The sequence below is a fragment of the Novosphingobium profundi genome, assembly GCF_020524485.1.
Classification (GTDB): Bacteria; Pseudomonadota; Alphaproteobacteria; order Sphingomonadales; family Sphingomonadaceae; genus Novosphingobium; species Novosphingobium profundi_A.
In genome coordinates this window covers 525,790-541,031 of sequence record NZ_JAIVLF010000001.1, presented here as the reverse complement: position 1 = coordinate 541,031, position 15,242 = coordinate 525,790, and the positions used below count along the sequence as shown (strand labels likewise).

15 protein-coding genes are annotated in these 15,242 nt (G+C 64.5%); 1 reads left to right on the top strand and 14 read right to left on the bottom strand.

Going from position 1 to position 15,242, the window contains the following annotated elements:
* Positions 1 to 143 precede the first annotated feature (143 nt).
* The 6 genes from queC to LC060_RS21005 form a co-directional block, all read right to left on the bottom strand.
* Positions 144 to 839, bottom strand: coding sequence for a 7-cyano-7-deazaguanine synthase QueC (gene queC, locus LC060_RS02270; protein WP_226632327.1), 696 nt, complete (start codon positions 837 to 839; stop codon positions 144 to 146).
* Positions 840 to 898: 59 nt separating this feature from the next.
* A complete protein-coding gene (locus LC060_RS02265; protein WP_226632325.1) occupies positions 899 to 1,312 on the bottom strand; it encodes a hypothetical protein in 414 nt (137 codons plus the stop codon).
* 35 nt (positions 1,313 to 1,347) lie between these two features.
* Positions 1,348 to 2,265 (bottom strand): Hsp33 family molecular chaperone HslO, encoded by a 918-nt coding sequence (locus LC060_RS02260; protein ID WP_084591944.1) that lies wholly within the window; start codon positions 2,263 to 2,265, stop codon positions 1,348 to 1,350.
* Complete coding sequence (gene argF / locus LC060_RS02255) at positions 2,262 to 3,188, bottom strand: ornithine carbamoyltransferase (RefSeq protein ID WP_226632323.1); 927 nt, start codon at positions 3,186 to 3,188, stop codon at positions 2,262 to 2,264. The genes LC060_RS02260 and argF overlap by 4 nt, the downstream gene beginning before the upstream one ends.
* Complete coding sequence (locus LC060_RS02250) at positions 3,188 to 4,378, bottom strand: aspartate aminotransferase family protein (RefSeq protein ID WP_226632321.1); 1,191 nt, start codon at positions 4,376 to 4,378, stop codon at positions 3,188 to 3,190. The genes argF and LC060_RS02250 overlap by 1 nt, the downstream gene beginning before the upstream one ends.
* A 146-nt stretch (positions 4,379 to 4,524) precedes the next feature.
* Positions 4,525 to 5,289, bottom strand: coding sequence for a cold-shock protein (locus LC060_RS21005; protein ID WP_319005397.1), 765 nt, complete (start codon positions 5,287 to 5,289; stop codon positions 4,525 to 4,527).
* 298 nt (positions 5,290 to 5,587) lie between these two features.
* Between LC060_RS21005 and LC060_RS02230 the strand changes: the two genes are divergently transcribed.
* Positions 5,588 to 6,019 carry a TIGR01244 family sulfur transferase gene (locus tag LC060_RS02230; RefSeq protein WP_226632319.1) on the top strand — a complete coding sequence of 144 codons (432 nt, stop codon included), beginning with the start codon at positions 5,588 to 5,590 and terminating at the stop codon, positions 6,017 to 6,019.
* Between the two features lie 183 nt (positions 6,020 to 6,202).
* On the opposite strand, the gene LC060_RS02225 is transcribed toward LC060_RS02230, so the two are convergent.
* The 8 genes from LC060_RS02225 to pheT form a co-directional block, all read right to left on the bottom strand.
* Positions 6,203 to 6,541 (bottom strand): P-II family nitrogen regulator, encoded by a 339-nt coding sequence (locus LC060_RS02225; RefSeq protein ID WP_226632318.1) that lies wholly within the window; start codon positions 6,539 to 6,541, stop codon positions 6,203 to 6,205.
* A gap of 204 nt (positions 6,542 to 6,745) precedes the next feature.
* On the bottom strand, positions 6,746 to 8,065 hold the full coding sequence (locus LC060_RS02220) for an ammonium transporter (protein WP_226632317.1): 1,320 nt from the start codon (positions 8,063 to 8,065) through the stop codon (positions 6,746 to 6,748).
* 14 nt (positions 8,066 to 8,079) lie between these two features.
* On the bottom strand, positions 8,080 to 8,418 hold the full coding sequence (locus tag LC060_RS02215) for a P-II family nitrogen regulator (protein ID WP_039389106.1): 339 nt from the start codon (positions 8,416 to 8,418) through the stop codon (positions 8,080 to 8,082).
* 148 nt (positions 8,419 to 8,566) lie between these two features.
* Entirely contained in the window at positions 8,567 to 9,268 is a 702-nt protein-coding gene (locus LC060_RS02210) for an endonuclease/exonuclease/phosphatase family protein (RefSeq protein WP_226632316.1), read from the bottom strand.
* 107 nt (positions 9,269 to 9,375) lie between these two features.
* Entirely contained in the window at positions 9,376 to 10,914 is a 1,539-nt protein-coding gene (locus LC060_RS02205) for a peptide chain release factor 3 (RefSeq protein ID WP_226632315.1), read from the bottom strand.
* A gap of 95 nt (positions 10,915 to 11,009) precedes the next feature.
* On the bottom strand, positions 11,010 to 11,762 hold the full coding sequence (locus LC060_RS02200) for an SDR family NAD(P)-dependent oxidoreductase (protein WP_226632314.1): 753 nt from the start codon (positions 11,760 to 11,762) through the stop codon (positions 11,010 to 11,012).
* 117 nt (positions 11,763 to 11,879) lie between these two features.
* Complete coding sequence (locus tag LC060_RS02195; RefSeq protein ID WP_226632313.1) at positions 11,880 to 12,770, bottom strand: aldose 1-epimerase family protein; 891 nt, start codon at positions 12,768 to 12,770, stop codon at positions 11,880 to 11,882.
* A 37-nt stretch (positions 12,771 to 12,807) separates the two neighbouring features.
* Positions 12,808 to 15,219: a phenylalanine--tRNA ligase subunit beta gene (pheT, locus tag LC060_RS02190; RefSeq protein WP_226632311.1), complete on the bottom strand. Its 2,412-nt coding sequence runs from the start codon at positions 15,217 to 15,219 to the stop codon at positions 12,808 to 12,810.
* Positions 15,220 to 15,242: the final 23 nt, after the last annotated feature.

The following is a 15,242-nucleotide window of genomic DNA, read 5'->3' as shown; positions in this document are numbered from 1 at the left end:
GGCGCCCCCTTGTCAGGCCAGCAGGGCAAACGCAGGTGGAAGTCGACAGGGCTAAAGCCCTCGCCTCCTTCTCTTAATGGACAATTCCCGAGTTGCCATCCGCGCTTACAGCCTCATGAGCAAGCGCCAGACCAACGCCCCGATCAGGCCGCGTAGTCGGTCCCGTCTGTCAGGCCAGCCTGCTCAAAGCCGCCCTTGCGCAAGCGGCAGCTGTCACACGCCCCACACGCACGCCCATCAGGCTGCGGATCATAGCACGACCAGCTCATCGCCGGATCCAGCCCGAGCCGAATGCATTCGCGCGCAATATCTGCCTTGCCCAGAAACTGGAGCGGTGCGCGGATGCTAAACGGCTCACCTTCCGCCCCAGCCTTTGTCGCCAGGTCCGCGATATTCTCGAATGCGGAAATGAACTCTGGCCGGCAATCCGGATAGCCTGAATAGTCGAGCGCATTCACACCGATGAAGATGTCACTGGCCCCGATCGCCTCGGCCCAGGCCAGTGTCAGCGACAGAAACACCAGATTGCGCGCAGGCACATAAGTCACCGGGATGTCCTCGCCCACGCCTTCCTTGGGCACGGCGATGTCGTCGGTGAGCGCAGAGCCTCCGAAACGGCGCAAGTCGAGCGGCAGCACCACATGGCGCGCAGCACCGAGATGACGCGCAATGGCGCTCGCCGCATCGATCTCGCACTGATGCCGCTGGTTGTAGTCGATCGTGAGCGCGTTGATGCGGTAGCCCTGCTCGCGCGCGAGCGCTGCCGAAACCATCGAATCGAGCCCACCCGAAAGGAGCACAACCGCGTCCTTGACCGAATCCTGTCCTGTAGTCGTCATGACTATTGCGCTAGGCCCGAACGTCCCAGCGCGCAAGAACATCGCCCGGCACGGTCAGCTCAGCGCGGACACGTCCCCATACGCCGACCTTCGGCGGCAAAGGCGAAGGGCAAGCCGTTTCGAGTCCCCTGGCTGTCGATCTGGATAAGGCCGTCCGTCTCGCGCCGGATCGTGGTCCGCCCATAGCCATTGCCGGGACACGTATACTGGACCGTTACCTCACTGGGCCGGTCGACCACGACGACCTGCTTACATTCCAGATCACGGTGGCGCAGTTGCACTAGATCGCGACCGGAGCCGATGCACATCCGCTCCTCGCCACCGCCAGAGCCGCGCATGCGCAGCATCCAGTTGCCAGGATCGAGGCGGTCCAGCATCGCCAGCGTCTCACCCTCACCAAGCGCCGGCCCGGCCATCAGGCCAAGGCCGCAGAGCCCTGCGAAAAGGAACGTCCTGGCAAACTTCTTCATCATCCTCGCTCTCTTACCGTTGACGACCCGGCAATTCCCTAAACCGGGATATTCAAGACTTTGGAACAGAACGCACAGTCGACCGGAATGGTGCCATCTTCTTCGCGCATGTCGGCCAGCTGATCTTCCGGAAAACGCGAAAGGATCGTCTTGTAGTGCTCGACCGTGCAGCGGCAGCCGCGCTGGAGCAGGACCAGCGGCTCGACGCGGACTTCATCCTCCTCATGAAAGAGGCGCCAGAGAAGCTCTTCCAGTGTCAGGACAGGATCGAGCAGCTCATCACGCTGCACACTGCCGGCCATGACCGAAACGTGTTCCCAGTCAGGGTGATCTTCCTGGGCATGCAGACGTGCCTGCCCTTCCTCCCCATCGGGCAGGAACTGCATGAGCAGCCCGCCAGCCATGCAGCGCTCTCCGTTCGAGCGCACCGAGATGCGCAGCAGAGTGGGCACCTGCTCGGACTGGGCGAAGTAGGCTTCGCACGCATCCGCCAGCGAAGCTCCTTCCAGCGGCACCACGCCCTGGTAGCGCTTCTTGGTGGCCGCCAGATCGAAGGTGATCGCAAGGTACCCGGTACCGAACAGCGCCGGGAGATCGAGCTGAAGCTCCTCGTCCTGCATATCGGCGAACTTCTCGGCATCGAAATGCACATAGCCGCGCACTTCGCCGTCGCGGTAGTCGCAGACCATCATGTCGACCAGGCCGCCCTCGGCCTGCGCCTGGATCGTGAGCTGCGCGCCCTCTTCCTTGAGCAGCGAACCCATGAGCGAGGTCATCACCAGCGCTTCGGCCAGAAGGTGCTTGACCACGGGGGGATAGGCATGTGCCGAAAGCACGGTTTCGAGCACCGGCCCGAGGCGAACGACTCGTCCACGCGCGTGCCGATTGGGCAGCGAAAAGGCAAGGACCCGGTCGAAACCGGTGTCCTCACGCGGCAAGGTCGGATCTTCGCTCACAGCTTGCCAAGGCTCCACAGCAGAACCGACTTCTGGCCGTAGAGACGGTTTTCCGCCTCGTCCCAGACCGCAGATGCCGGACCGTCAATAACCGCGTCCGTGACTTCCTCGTTACGGTGCGCGGGAAGACAATGCAAAAACATCGCCCCCTCGGCCGCGTGCGCCATGAGGCTTTCGTTGACCTGATAGGGCTCGAGTGCCTTGATGTGCGCTTCGCCGCCTTCCTGGCCCATCGAGACCCAGGTGTCGGTCACGACGACCTGCGCGCCGCGCGCCGCTTCGAGCGGATCGTGCGTTATGACGATCTCGCCGCCTGCGGCACGGGCCCGTTCGACGAAGGCTGCATCGGGCTCGTAGCCCTCAGGCACAGCCAGGCGCAGCGTGAACTTCATCAGCCCGGCCGCCTCGATCATCGAATGTGAGACGTTGTTGCCATCGCCCAGCCAAGCCATCTGCAGGCCAGGAAGCGCAAAGCCATGCTCGACGATGGTGAGAAGGTCGGCGACGATCTGGCAGGGGTGCGAAAGGTCGGTCAGGCCGTTGATCACGGGAACATCGGCATAGTGCGCCAGCTCCTCGATCTTCGCATGATCGTCGGTACGGATCATGATGGCATCGACCATGCGGCTGAGGACCCGCGCGGTGTCCGCGATGGTCTCGCCGCGCCCGATCTGGGTGCTACCCGCCTCCATGATGATCGTGCTGCCGCCCAGCTGGCGCATGGCCATATCGAAGGACACGCGCGTACGCGTGGAATTCTTCTCGAAGATCATGGCCAGCGTGTGGCCGGCGAGCGGTGCATCGCTGTCCGCCTTGCCCTTGGGCCAACCGGCACGTGCCGCCTTGCGCTCGATCGCATCGTTGATCATCGCGGCGATGGTATCGCCGCCTGCATCGCTCAGGCTCAGGAAGTCGCCCGACATCAGGCCGCATCCTCGGGCGTGTAGCTGGCCGCTGCGGCCGAAAGCTTCTCGAGGAACTCGTCAATGTGGCTGTCGTCGATCACCAGCGGCGGAATAACGCGCATCACCTGGTCACCTGCCGAAACGGCGAGGACCTGGTGGTTGTCGCGCATGTGGGCGACGAACGGCCGCGGCTCGACCTTCATCTTGAGGCCGAGGAACAGGCCCTTGCCGCGCACGCCTTCGAAAAGCTCGGGGTAATTGCCGATGAACTGCTCGAGGCGCGCCTTGAGGCGTTCCCCCTTCGCGCGCACGTCCGCAAGGAAGCTTTCCTCGCCCACGACGTCGAGCACGGCGCCGATGGCCGCCATCGCGAACGGGTTGCCGCCATAGGTCGAGCCGTGCGTGCCGAAGGTCATGCCCCGCGCCGCCTTCTCGGTGGCGAGGCATGCGCCGACAGGGAAGCCGCCGCCAATGCCCTTGGCCGTGGCCAGAATGTCCGGCTCGATGCCATATTGCTCGTAGGCGTAGAAGGTGCCGGCCCGGCCGACACCACTCTGGACCTCGTCGAGGATCAGCATGAGGTCATGCTTGTCGCACAGTTCACGCAGGCCCTTGAGAAAGGCCTCGTCCGCAACGCGGATGCCGCCCTCGCCCTGGATCGGCTCGACCAGGAAGCCTGCGGTGTTGGGCCCGATCGCCGCCGCCGCCGCTTCGAGGTCGTTGAAGTCGACGTACTTGAAGCCGGGCAGCAGGGGCAGGAAGCCCTTGTGCATCTTCTCCTGGCTCGAGGCGCTGATCGTCGCCATCGTGCGCCCATGGAAGGCGTTGTTGAAGGTGATCAGCTCGAACTTCTCGTCGTTGCCCGCCGACTGGTGGTAGACGCGCGCAGTCTTGATCGCGCATTCGACCGCCTCGGCACCCGAATTCGTGAAGAACACGGTGTCGGCAAAGGTCAGGTCGACCAGGCGCTGCGCGATGGCCTCACCCTGCGGACTGCCATAGAGATTGGAGACGTGCATCAGCGTTTCGGCCTGCTTCTGGATGGCCGAGATCAGACCTTCGTGCGAATGGCCCAGCGCGTTGACCGCAATCCCGCTCGCGAAATCGAGGAATCGGCGACCATCCTCGCTGATGAGATGGCAATGTTCGCCGCGAACGGGCCGAACACCGCACCGGGGATACACAGGCATCAACGGAGTGATCGACATTTCGAAAAATTCCTCGAGTGAAGTTTGAAGAAAGGGGGAAAAATCAAACGCAAACGACAAATGGCGGCCCTTGCCGGACCGCCATTTGCGCGCTTCTAGGCTTTTGCAGCCCCCCGGTCAAATAACCAGGGACCTGCCGGCCGGGATCAACCCTGGAGCGGCGTCAGGTTGACCGCCGAGTACTTGCCTCGTCGATCGACCTCGATGTCGAATTCCAGACGGTCGCCCTCATTGAGGCCGGTCATGCCGGAACGTTCCACCGCGCTGATGTGCACGAAGGCATCCTGCTGACCATCGTCGCGAGTAATGAAGCCGAAGCCCTTCATCGAGTTGAAGAACTTGACCGTGCCCGTGGCCTTTTCGCCCGTCAGCTGACGCTGGGGCGCGGCATCGCGCTTCTGGACCGGGATCACATCGCCCACGACCGAAAGATCGCTGGCCGAGACCTTGCCGCCACGATCGACGAGCTGGAACTCAAGCTGCTGGCCTTCGGCGAGACCTTCAAGGCCCGCACGCTCCACCGCGCTGATGTGCACGAAGACATCGTCCCCGCCTTCATCGCGCTGGATGAAACCGAAACCCTTCGAGGCGTTGAAGAACTTGACGACGCCGCGGCCCTGGCCGACGACCTGTGCGGGCATGCCGCCACCACGGCCACCACCGCCGCCGCCACCACGCGGGCCGCCGCCGAAGCCGCCGCCACCGCCGCCGCGCGAGCCGCCACGGTCGTCGAAACCGCCGCCGCCACCGCCGCCGAAGCGGTCACCACCGCCTCCAAAGCGGTCGCCCCCGCCGAAACGGTCACCACCGCCGAAACGGTCCTGTCCGGCAAAGAAGGGATCAAATTCGTCCTCTCCGAACCGATCCCGCTTGTCGCGTCCCCTTCCGCGACGACCTCTATCAAAACCCATGTTTACGAACGTACCTTCGATGCGCCCTAGTAAGCAGTCACCCGTACACGTGGACGAACCGTGCCGAGAGTCAGCCAGAGTTACCTGCGATTTCCGCAATCGCTCTGCTGCGATTAGGATTCATACACGAGTCTTGGCCCGATAGCGAACGGAATTACACGCCAATTCGGTCCGGCACCGACAGTCTGCGCCGTTTGAGCGCGAAATTGGGGGTTGCCAGCAGCCCTGACTCACGTTTGATGGGCGAATCATTTCCGCGTCTTACGAGGCGCAAAACGCCGGCCGGAGGCTCGAATCCATGTTCGCCAAAATTACCGATTCCATGTACGCCAGCCCGCAGATCGACACGTCCGCGATTGCCGAGGCAAAGGCCCTGGGCATCACGCTGATCGTCAACAACCGCCCCGAAGGCGAAAGCGACGACCAGACGCCCGGCAGCGAGATCGAAGCGGCAGCCAAGGAAGCGGGCATCGCCTACACCGCCATCCCGATCACCCACGGCGGTTTCAGCGAAGGCCAGGTCGACGCGATGATCGCCGCGCTCGAAAGCAGCGAGGGGCCGGTCCTGGGCTACTGCCGCTCGGGCACCCGCTCGACCCTCCTGTGGTCGCTCGCGCGCGCCAAGTCGGGTGACAATCCTGGCGTCATTGCCGCACAGGCCGCTGCGGCAGGCTACGACATCTCGCCGATCCGCCAGATCGTCGACGTGCTGGCGGCCAGCGCGAAGTAATCCCAAAAGTACAAGAAGATAGATTCAAGGGGCCATCGCCCCTTGGCCCCAAAATCGGCGACCTCACCTTCCCGCACTAAGGTAGCGCGGGGAAGGTGAGCTAGACAGTTCCGGGAGCCCGAGGGCGATGGCCCTCGGACGCCATCCTTCAGGTTGTCCGCCTTCTTTAAGCCTGACGGCGGTTCAGAGAGCGAGATCGCCCTGCTCGCCAGTGCGCACGCGCAGCACTTCCGCGAGGTCGAACACGAAAACCTTGCCATCGCCGATCTCGCCCGTGCTCGCCGCTTCGCGCAGGATACCGATCACCGTGTCAGCAAACGCATCCGAGACCGCGATCTCCAGCTTGATCTTGGGCAGCATGTTCGAGGTGTACTCCGCGCCTCGGTAGACTTCCGTCTGGCCCTTCTGGCGCCCGACGCCGCTCACTTCGGACACCGTCAGGCCCGAAACACCCGCCTTATCGAGCGCGGCCTTCACTTCGGTGAACTTCATCGGCTTGATCACAGCGGTCACGAATTTCATGGCAGTTCCCCATCCTGCTTGGCCCTAGCTCGATCAAGCTAGCTTAGGGCCTGCACGAGAGGCGTCAATCCACCCAGAACTCCCGGAAAACCACACGAAAAAAGGGCCGGCGCATACGCGTCCGGCCCGAAAAGGTTGTGTTCGCAGGAGGAACATCGTGAGGCTGCGGCGACGGCCAGCGCCGCCGCAGCCAATTCGATAAGATCAGTTGTAGGCGCGCTCGCCGTGCTCGCCGATGTCGAGACCTTCGTGCTCGACCTCTTCGCTGACGCGCAGGCCGGTGATCAGCTTGGCGACGAAGATGGCAATGACGGTGCCCACACCCGCCCAGACGAGCGAGATGAGAACGGCTTCGATCTGGATGATGACCTGGGCCATCATCGCGGTCGAACCATCACCGGGCCCACCAAGGCTCGGCTGGTAGACGAAGCCGGTGCCGATGGCGCCGATGATGCCGCCCACACCGTGGATGCCGAAGGCGTCGAGCGAGTCGTCGTAGCCAAGGGCCGGCTTCACCTTCGAGACCATGAAGAAGCAGATGATCGAGGCAATCGCGCCCAGCACGATGGCGCCGAACGGGCCCGAGTTACCGGCCGCCGGGGTCACCGCGACGAGACCCGCGATGATACCCGAGCAGAAGCCCAGGGCCGAACCCTTGTGCCCGGCCAGACGCTCGGCGAGCATCCAGAACAGGCCCGCCGATGCGGTCGCAACGAAGGTATTGATCATGGCAAGGCCTGCGGTGCCGTCAGCTTCGAGCTCGGAACCGGCGTTGAAGCCGAACCAGCCCACCCACAGGAGGCCGGTGCCGACCATGGTCAGCGTCAGCGAGTGGGGAGGCATGGGTTCGCTGGGATAGCCCTTGCGCTTGCCCAGGATGATGCACGCGACAAGCGCCGAGACGCCTGCGTTGATGTGAACCACGGTGCCGCCCGCGAAATCGAGCGCGCCCATGTCGAAGAGGAGACCACCACCGGCCCAGACCATGTGCGCAATCGGGAAGTAGACGATGGTCAGCCACACGGCCACGAAGACCATGGCCGCCGAGAACTTCATGCGCTCAACGGTCGCACCGAAGACCAGCGCAGCGGTAATCGCGGCAAAGGTCATCTGGAAGCTGATGAAGACGTATTCACTGATGACCTCATCCGAGAACGTGGCCGCAGTGCTGTCGGGCGTGGTCGCCGACAGGAACAGGTTGCCCCAGCTGAAGAAGGCGTTGCCTTCCGGACCGAACGCGGTCGAGTAGCCGTAGATCACCCAGATGAGCATCGCGAGCGCGGCTGCGGCGCCGACCTGGGTCATGGTCGAGAGCATGTTCTTGGAACGGGTAAGGCCGCCGTAGAACAGGGCCAGGCCCGGCAGGATCATGAGCAGGACGAGGACCGTCGAGGTCATCATCCACGCATTGTTGCCGGGATTGGGCACAGGCGCTGCAGCAGCAGCTTCCTGCGCGAAGGCGGGCATGGCGGCGAACAGCGACGCGGTGAGAGCGCCTGCGCCGCCGAGAATCGTGCGGTTCATGTTGGTTAGCCTCCTCAAAGCGCCGTATCGCCGGCCTCGCCGGTGCGGATGCGCACGGCGGACGCGAGGTCGAGAACGAAGATCTTGCCGTCACCGATGGCCTCGGTGCTGGCGACCTGCTGGATGGTTTCGACGATCTTGGGCGCCAGTTCGTCCGGCGCGGCCACTTCGATCTTCACCTTCGGCAGCATGTTGGTGGAGTATTCCGCCCCACGGTAGATTTCGGTCTGCCCCTTCTGGCGCCCGAACCCCTTCACTTCGGAAACGGTCATGCCCGCGACCCCGATCGCGCCAAGCGCTTCTCGAACTTCGTCGAGTTTGAAGGGCTTGATGATGGCTATGATGAACTTCATGCCTGTCCCCTGTTTGCTACCGGCCCCACGCCGGCTGAAAACAGGTCAGCAAGTTCTATGCCAAATCACCTATTCGGAGATTTACGCCGCTTAACGCCCCGGCAACGCTATTTTCAGCTGGCGCGAAGCCCGATTCCTGTGCAGCTGCCTATTTTTTAGGCAGATCAAGCGCGGCAAATACAGGCAGGTGATCAGATCCTATCGCGGAAAGCGCACTGCGATGGACATTTGTTCCACGAACTTCCCACCCTTCGGATATAATGATGCGGTCCAGCTGGGCCATCGGCCTGCGCGAGGGAAAACTCCGCCCCGGCGCCAGCACCCGCCAATCCTGTCCGAACTCGCGGAAACAGCCCTTCTGCGACCACTCATTGAAATCCCCGAGCAATACAGTGGGACATTCCTTGCGGCACTGCGCAATGTGATGGAGTACGCGGCGCACCTGCTGCCGACGACGGAGCCCTGAAAGATCAAGGTGCATGCCGACCACGCGAACCCGGCGCCCTTCCACCGCAAGATCGGCGCGCACCGCCCCGCGCGGCTCCAGCACGGGCAAGTCGACTGGCGCGGCCTCAAGCAGCTCGATCCCCTTGCGCACCAGCAATGCGTTCCCGTGCCAACCCAGGCTGTCGGGCTTCATTGAAAGCGGAACCGGCGTGTAGTCGGTCGCGGCGTGAATGGCATCGAGCGGAAGCGCGGCCATGCGACGCCCGAACCGGCGGTCCACCTCCTGCAGCGCGACGATATCCGCATCGACTTCCAGCAGGATGCGCAGGATCCGCTCGTGGTCGCGCCGCCGGTCGAGACCGACGGCCTTGTGGATGTTGTAGCTGGCAAACGTGAGCGGCACGAGGGCTCCCTTCCCGGCATCGGACAGGCCTTGCCAAGCTAGGAACAGAGCGCTCGCTTGCAAGACCTTTCCCTAAGCAAGCCCCGGGAAGGCCACGAGTTCCGCCCTCAGCGCTCCTTGGTCGCGCTGAAGGTCAGTTCCGGGTTGCGCTCCTGCTGGTAATTCACGTCCCAGGCCGAGCGCGCCATGAACACGAGGTCGCCGTCGCGGTCCCGCGCAAGGTTCATCTTATTGAAGCTCTCGAAATCGTCGAGTGCCTTGTCGGTGCCCTTGATCCAGCGCGCGGTATCGAAGGGCGAGGCTTCCAGCATGGCCTCGACCTTGTACTCCGCCTCAAGCCGCGAGATCAGCACTTCGAGCTGGAGCTGGCCGACCACGCCGACGATCCACTGCGCGCCGATCTCGGGATAGAAGACCTGGATCACGCCCTCCTCGGAGAGGTCGTCGAGCGCCTTTCGCAGCTGCTTGGTCTTGGTCGGGTCCTTGAGCGCCACGCGGCGCAGGATTTCCGGCGCAAAATTGGGCAGGCCGATGTAGCGGATCTTGTTCTTCTCGCTCAGCGTGTCACCCACGCGCAAGGTGCCGTGGTTGGGAATGCCGATGATGTCACCGGGCTCTGCGGTATCGGCAATCTCGCGGTCTTGCGCGAAGAACATGATCGGCGAGTGCACGGCGATCGCCTTGCCCAGCCCCGACGGCGTCAACTTCATGCCGCGTTTGAAGGTGCCCGAGGCGAGGCGCATGAACGCGATGCGGTCACGGTGCATCGGGTCCATGTTGGCCTGCACCTTGAAGATGAAGCCGGTGACTTCCGGCATCTCGGGATCGATCGGCCCTTCTTCGGTCGGCTGCGGACGCGGCGGCGGGGCATATTGCGAGATCGCCTCGATAAGCTCGGTCACGCCGAAGTTCTTGAGCGCGGAGCCGAAGTAGACCGGGGTCAGATCGCCCGCACGGTAGGCCTCGAGGTCGAAATCGGGATAGCCGACCTGGGCCAGCTCCATTTCCTCGGCGACCTCCTCGGGCAGCTCGACGTTCTCGTCGACCTTGCCGAGGAATTCCTTGCTCGGGCCCTCGGGGCGGCTGACCTTGCCGCTCTCGAGGTCGTAGATACCCTGGAACAGGCCGCCCATGCCCACCGGCCAAGACATCGGACACACATCGAGCGCGAGCATGTCGGCCACTTCATCGAGCAGGTCGAAGCAGGCCCGGCCCTCGCGGTCGACCTTGTTGATGAAAGTGATGATCGGCACCGAGCGCAGGCGGCAGACCTCGAACAGCTTTCGGGTCTGCGGCTCGATACCCTTGGCCGCGTCGATCACCATGATGGCCGAATCGACGGCGGTCAGCGTGCGATAGGTGTCTTCCGAGAAGTCCTCGTGGCCCGGGGTGTCGAGCAGGTTGAAGGTCACCGTCTCGCCATTCGCGTCGGTGCGTTCGAACGTCATCACCGAGCTCGTCACCGAGATGCCGCGCTGCTGCTCGATCTTCATCCAGTCCGAACGCGCCCGGCGCGCCGCGCCGCGTGCCTTGACCTGTCCGGCAAGGTGGATCGCGCCGCCTTGCAGCAGCAGCTTTTCGGTCAGCGTGGTCTTACCGGCGTCGGGGTGCGAGATGATCGCGAAGGTGCGGCGTGAATTGCTCATGCGCGGGCCTTTACGCGCCCTGCCCCGGTATCGCAACGCCGGGACAGCCAAGAAAGCGGGCGAGAGGCCCCCGCCCGCTCAAAAACCGGGGCGGATCAGCCCTCTTCGCGCGCGACCTTGAAGCCTGCGAAGGACTGGCTGACCGGCATCAGCTCCAGAGTGTTGATGTTGAGGTGGGCAGGCAGGCTCGCCACCCACAGGATCGTCTCGGCAATGTCCGCGCCCGTCATCGGGTTCGCGCCCTGGTAGAGATCGTCCGAGGCCTGCTGGTTGCCGCCGGTGCGCACAACCGTGAACTCGGTCTCGACCATGCCCGGCTCGATCGAGGTGACGCGAACGCCGGTGCCTGCAAGGTCCGAGCGCAGGCCCAGCGAAAACTGGCGCACGAAGGCCTTGGTCCCGCCGTAGACGTTGCCCCCGGTGTACGGGTAGGTCGCCGCAACCGAAGCCAAGTTCACGATCAGCCCCTTGCGCTCGATCAGCATGGGCAGGAGCTTGTGGGTGAGCGAGACCAGCGCGGTGACGTTGGTGTCGATCATGGTCTTCCACTGCGCGAGATCGCTCTCCTGCGCCGGGCTGGTGCCCAGCGCGAGCCCGGCGTTGTTCACGAGGCAGTCGATCCCGGCGAAATCGGCGGGCAGCAGCGCCAGCGCCTCGTCGCGCGCGGCTTCGTCGCAGACATCGAAGGCGCAGGCATGGACGTTGTCCGCGCCCAGTTCCTTGACCAGATCGGCCAGACGGTCAGCGCGGCGGCCGGTCGCCACCACGCGCCAGCCCGCCTTCACCAGCGCGCGCGCGGTGTCCGCGCCGATCCCCGAGGTTGCTCCGGTAACGAGGGCGGTTTTCATGGGGATCTCCTTGGGACGTTTGGGGCAGTAAAATTCGTCAGGCGGCGCACCGATCCGGTGCGCCGTGTTCCCCAAGTACCTCATTGCGCGCGCAAAAGCACTCCCGCGCGCGCCGCGTCAGCCCGCGTCGAGAACCGCGATGTGCAGTTCGAAAAAGCGGGTCTGCCCCGCGGGCACCGAAACCACGCCCGGCTTCTCGCGAAAATCGCCTTCGAAGCCCACCGGGTCGGCAATCCCCTGCCAGGGTTCGATGCACAGGAAGTCCGCGCCAGGCTTCTGCCAGATGCCGAGCATGGGAAGCGCCGGGCTCTTGATCGCGATGCGCGGGCCGTTGGTCGGGCCAAACTTGACCACGCGGCTGTTGAGCTTGTCCCAGATCAGCGCGTCAGCCTCGAACAGTTCGGGGCGCGGCACAAAGGAATTGCCTTTAATCGGCGAGTGCTTGCGGTCCGCCAGCAGCAGGCCGGTGTCGGGATCGAGACGGCGGATGCGATGCGGCTCGTCCTCGGAGAAGACGATCTTGTGGTCCTCCTTGGCACCCGCGCCCGGCAGCGGCCAGGCGAAAGCAGGGTGGAAACCGATGCTGAAAGGCATCGGCACCTCGCCGCAGTTCTGCACGCCCGCGCCAATCACCAGCTTCTTCTCGATGAGCCGGAAATTGACGTTGAGCTTGAACTCGAACGGGTAGACCGCGCGGGTCGCATCGCTTGCGCCAAGGCTGAACATCACGCGTTCCTCCTCAGCGATCAGCACCTCAAACTCGCTGTGCCGTGCGAAGCCGTGGCGCGGCAGTTCGTATTCGGTGCCGTTCAGGCGATAGCGCCCATTGTTGAGCCCTCCGACAATCGGGAACAGGATCGGCGCGTGGCCGCCCCAGAATTCCGGATTGCCATCGGTCATGAACTCACGCCCCTCGCCATCGACGAGGGACCACAGTTCGGCTCCCAGCGGGTTAATCCGGGCCGTCAGGTCCCCGGAGCGGATGGTGACCAGTTCACTGTCCGACACGCGCGCGTCTCCTGTCCGTTCGTTGCCTTGCTGCGCGTCAGCCGCGCAGCGTGGCTCCGAGCTTGGCGGCGGCCTGCGTCACCTTCTCGCTGATCGCCTTGAGGTCGGCCTCCTTATAGCTCTTTTCAAGCGGCTGGAGCGTGACTTCAAGCGCGAGCGACTTCTGGCCTTCGGGCACGCCCTGGCCGCGGAAATCGTCGAACAGGCGAGCCGCGACGATGTTCGCCTTGTCCGCGCCCTGTACCACGCGCACGAGGTCGGCGGCGGGAAGCTCGGCGGGGACGAGGAAGGCGAAGTCGCGCGTCACCGACTGGAGCGCAGGCGGAGTATAAGACGTGCGGGTAAAGCTCGCCGCGCCCTTCTTGCCCGGGATCGCATCGAGGAAGATTTCGACGAGAGCCACGCTACCCGCGATGTCGAACTGCTTGGCGATGGCCGGGTGCAGCATGCCAAAGCGCGCGAGCACGTTCTTGGGGCCAAGGCGCAGCGTCGCCGACTGGCCGGGGTGGAACTGGGGTCCAGCCTCACCCATGACCTGCAGCTTCTCAACCGGAGCGCCCGCTTCAGCGAGCAGCGCCATGGCTTCGGCCTTGGCATCGTAGGCGTCGAAGGCGACGGCCTTGCCGGAGGCCCAGCCACGCGGGGTCTTGTCGCCCGCAAGGATCACACCGAGCGTCAAACGCTCATCGCTCGCCCCGCCCTTGCCGCGCAGATAGCGACGGCCCAGTTCGAACAGGCGCAGCGAGGAGGACCCCCGGTCCAGGTTGCGCTTGGCCGCAGAGATAAGGCCCGGCAAGAGCGAGGGGCGCATCGCCTTCAGGTCCTCGCTGATCGGATTGGCCAGCACCCACAGCTTTGCCTCGCCTGCAAAGGCCTCGGCCTCGGCTTCGGGAAGGAAGGACCAGGTCACCGCCTCGTTGAGACCGCGCGCAGCCGCAGCGCGGCGCACGCGGCGCTCCAGCTTCTGCGCCGGTGTGGCAGTGGGCAGGGCCACGCCATCGGCGCGCGGCAGCGCCACGCTCTCGATGTTGTCGAGGCCGAAGATGCGCACGACTTCCTCGACGATGTCGGGGGCGCCATCGACGTCCGGACGCCAGCCTGGGACGGTCACCGCCCAGGCCTTGTCGTGGCCCGCCTGTTCGGCGACGACCGAGAAACCGAGGCTTTCCAGGATCGCCTGCTGCTGCTCGGGCCCGATGACGACACCGCCAAGGTCTCCGGTGAGCGCCGGATCGAAGTGGACGATTCTGGGCGTTGCGGGCGCAGCGCCCACGCGCACGACCTCGGACGCCTCGCCGCCGCACAGCGACTGGATCAGCGCTGTAAGGAGGTTCAGGCCGGTGTCGAGGAAGGCCGGGTCGATGCCACGCTCGAAGCGCGCACGCGCGTCCGAGGTGAGGTTGAGCGCGCGGCCGGTCAGCGCGATGCGCTGCGGGTCGAAGTAGGCGATCTCGAGGAGAACGTCGGTGGTCGCCTCCTCGCAGCCCGAATGCTCGCCGCCCATGATCCCGGCAATGTCGTGAACGCCCGCCTCGTCGGCGATCACGGTCATGCTGGCGTCGAGGGTGTATTCCTTCTCGTTCAGCGCGGTGACCTTCTCACCGTCCTTGGCGCGGCGCGCGGTGACCGCGCCGCTCAGCTTGGCGAGGTCATAGGCGTGCGCGGGACGGCCATAGGCCAGCATCACGAAGTTGGTGGCATCGACGAGCGCGGAGATCGGACGCTGGCCCGCGGCCTTCAAGCAATCCTGCAGCCACTGCGGCGAAGGGCCGTTCGTCACGCCCTTGATGACGCGGCCATGGAAAGCCGGGCAACCCTCGGCGTCCTCGATGCGTATCTCGACCGGGCACGGGAAGGTGCCGGCCACATCGTCGGCCTCAATCGGCTTGAGCGTACCGAGACCGGCGGCGGCGAGGTCGCGCGCGATGCCGTAGACGCCCATGCAGTCGGGACGGTTGGGGGTGATCGAGACGTCGATGACCGGATCGGCGCCGTGGTAATCGGCAAAGGCCATGCCCACCGGAGCATCCTCGGGAAGCTCGATGATGCCTTCATGCGCATCGCCCAGTTCCAGCTCGCGCACCGAGCACATCATGCCGTTCGATTCGACGCCGCGAATGGCCGACTTCTTCAGGACCATGCCATTGGCCGGAACGCTGGCGCCGGGAAGACCGAGCACGCCCAGCATTCCTGCGCGCGCGTTGGGCGCGCCGCACACGACCTGCAGCGGATCGCCCTCGCCGGTGTCGACCGAGAGGACCTGCAGCTTGTCCGCATCAGGGTGCTTGGCCGCGGTCAGCACCTTGGCGACGCAGAAACCGGCGAGCTTCTCGGCCGGGTCCTCGATGCCCTCGACCTCGATGCCGATGCGGTTGAGGGTGGCGGCGACATCCTCGATGCCGGCGTCGGTCTCAAGGTACTGCTTGAGCCAGGAAAGCGAGAATTTCATCGTATCTAGTCCTCTTTTTCCGC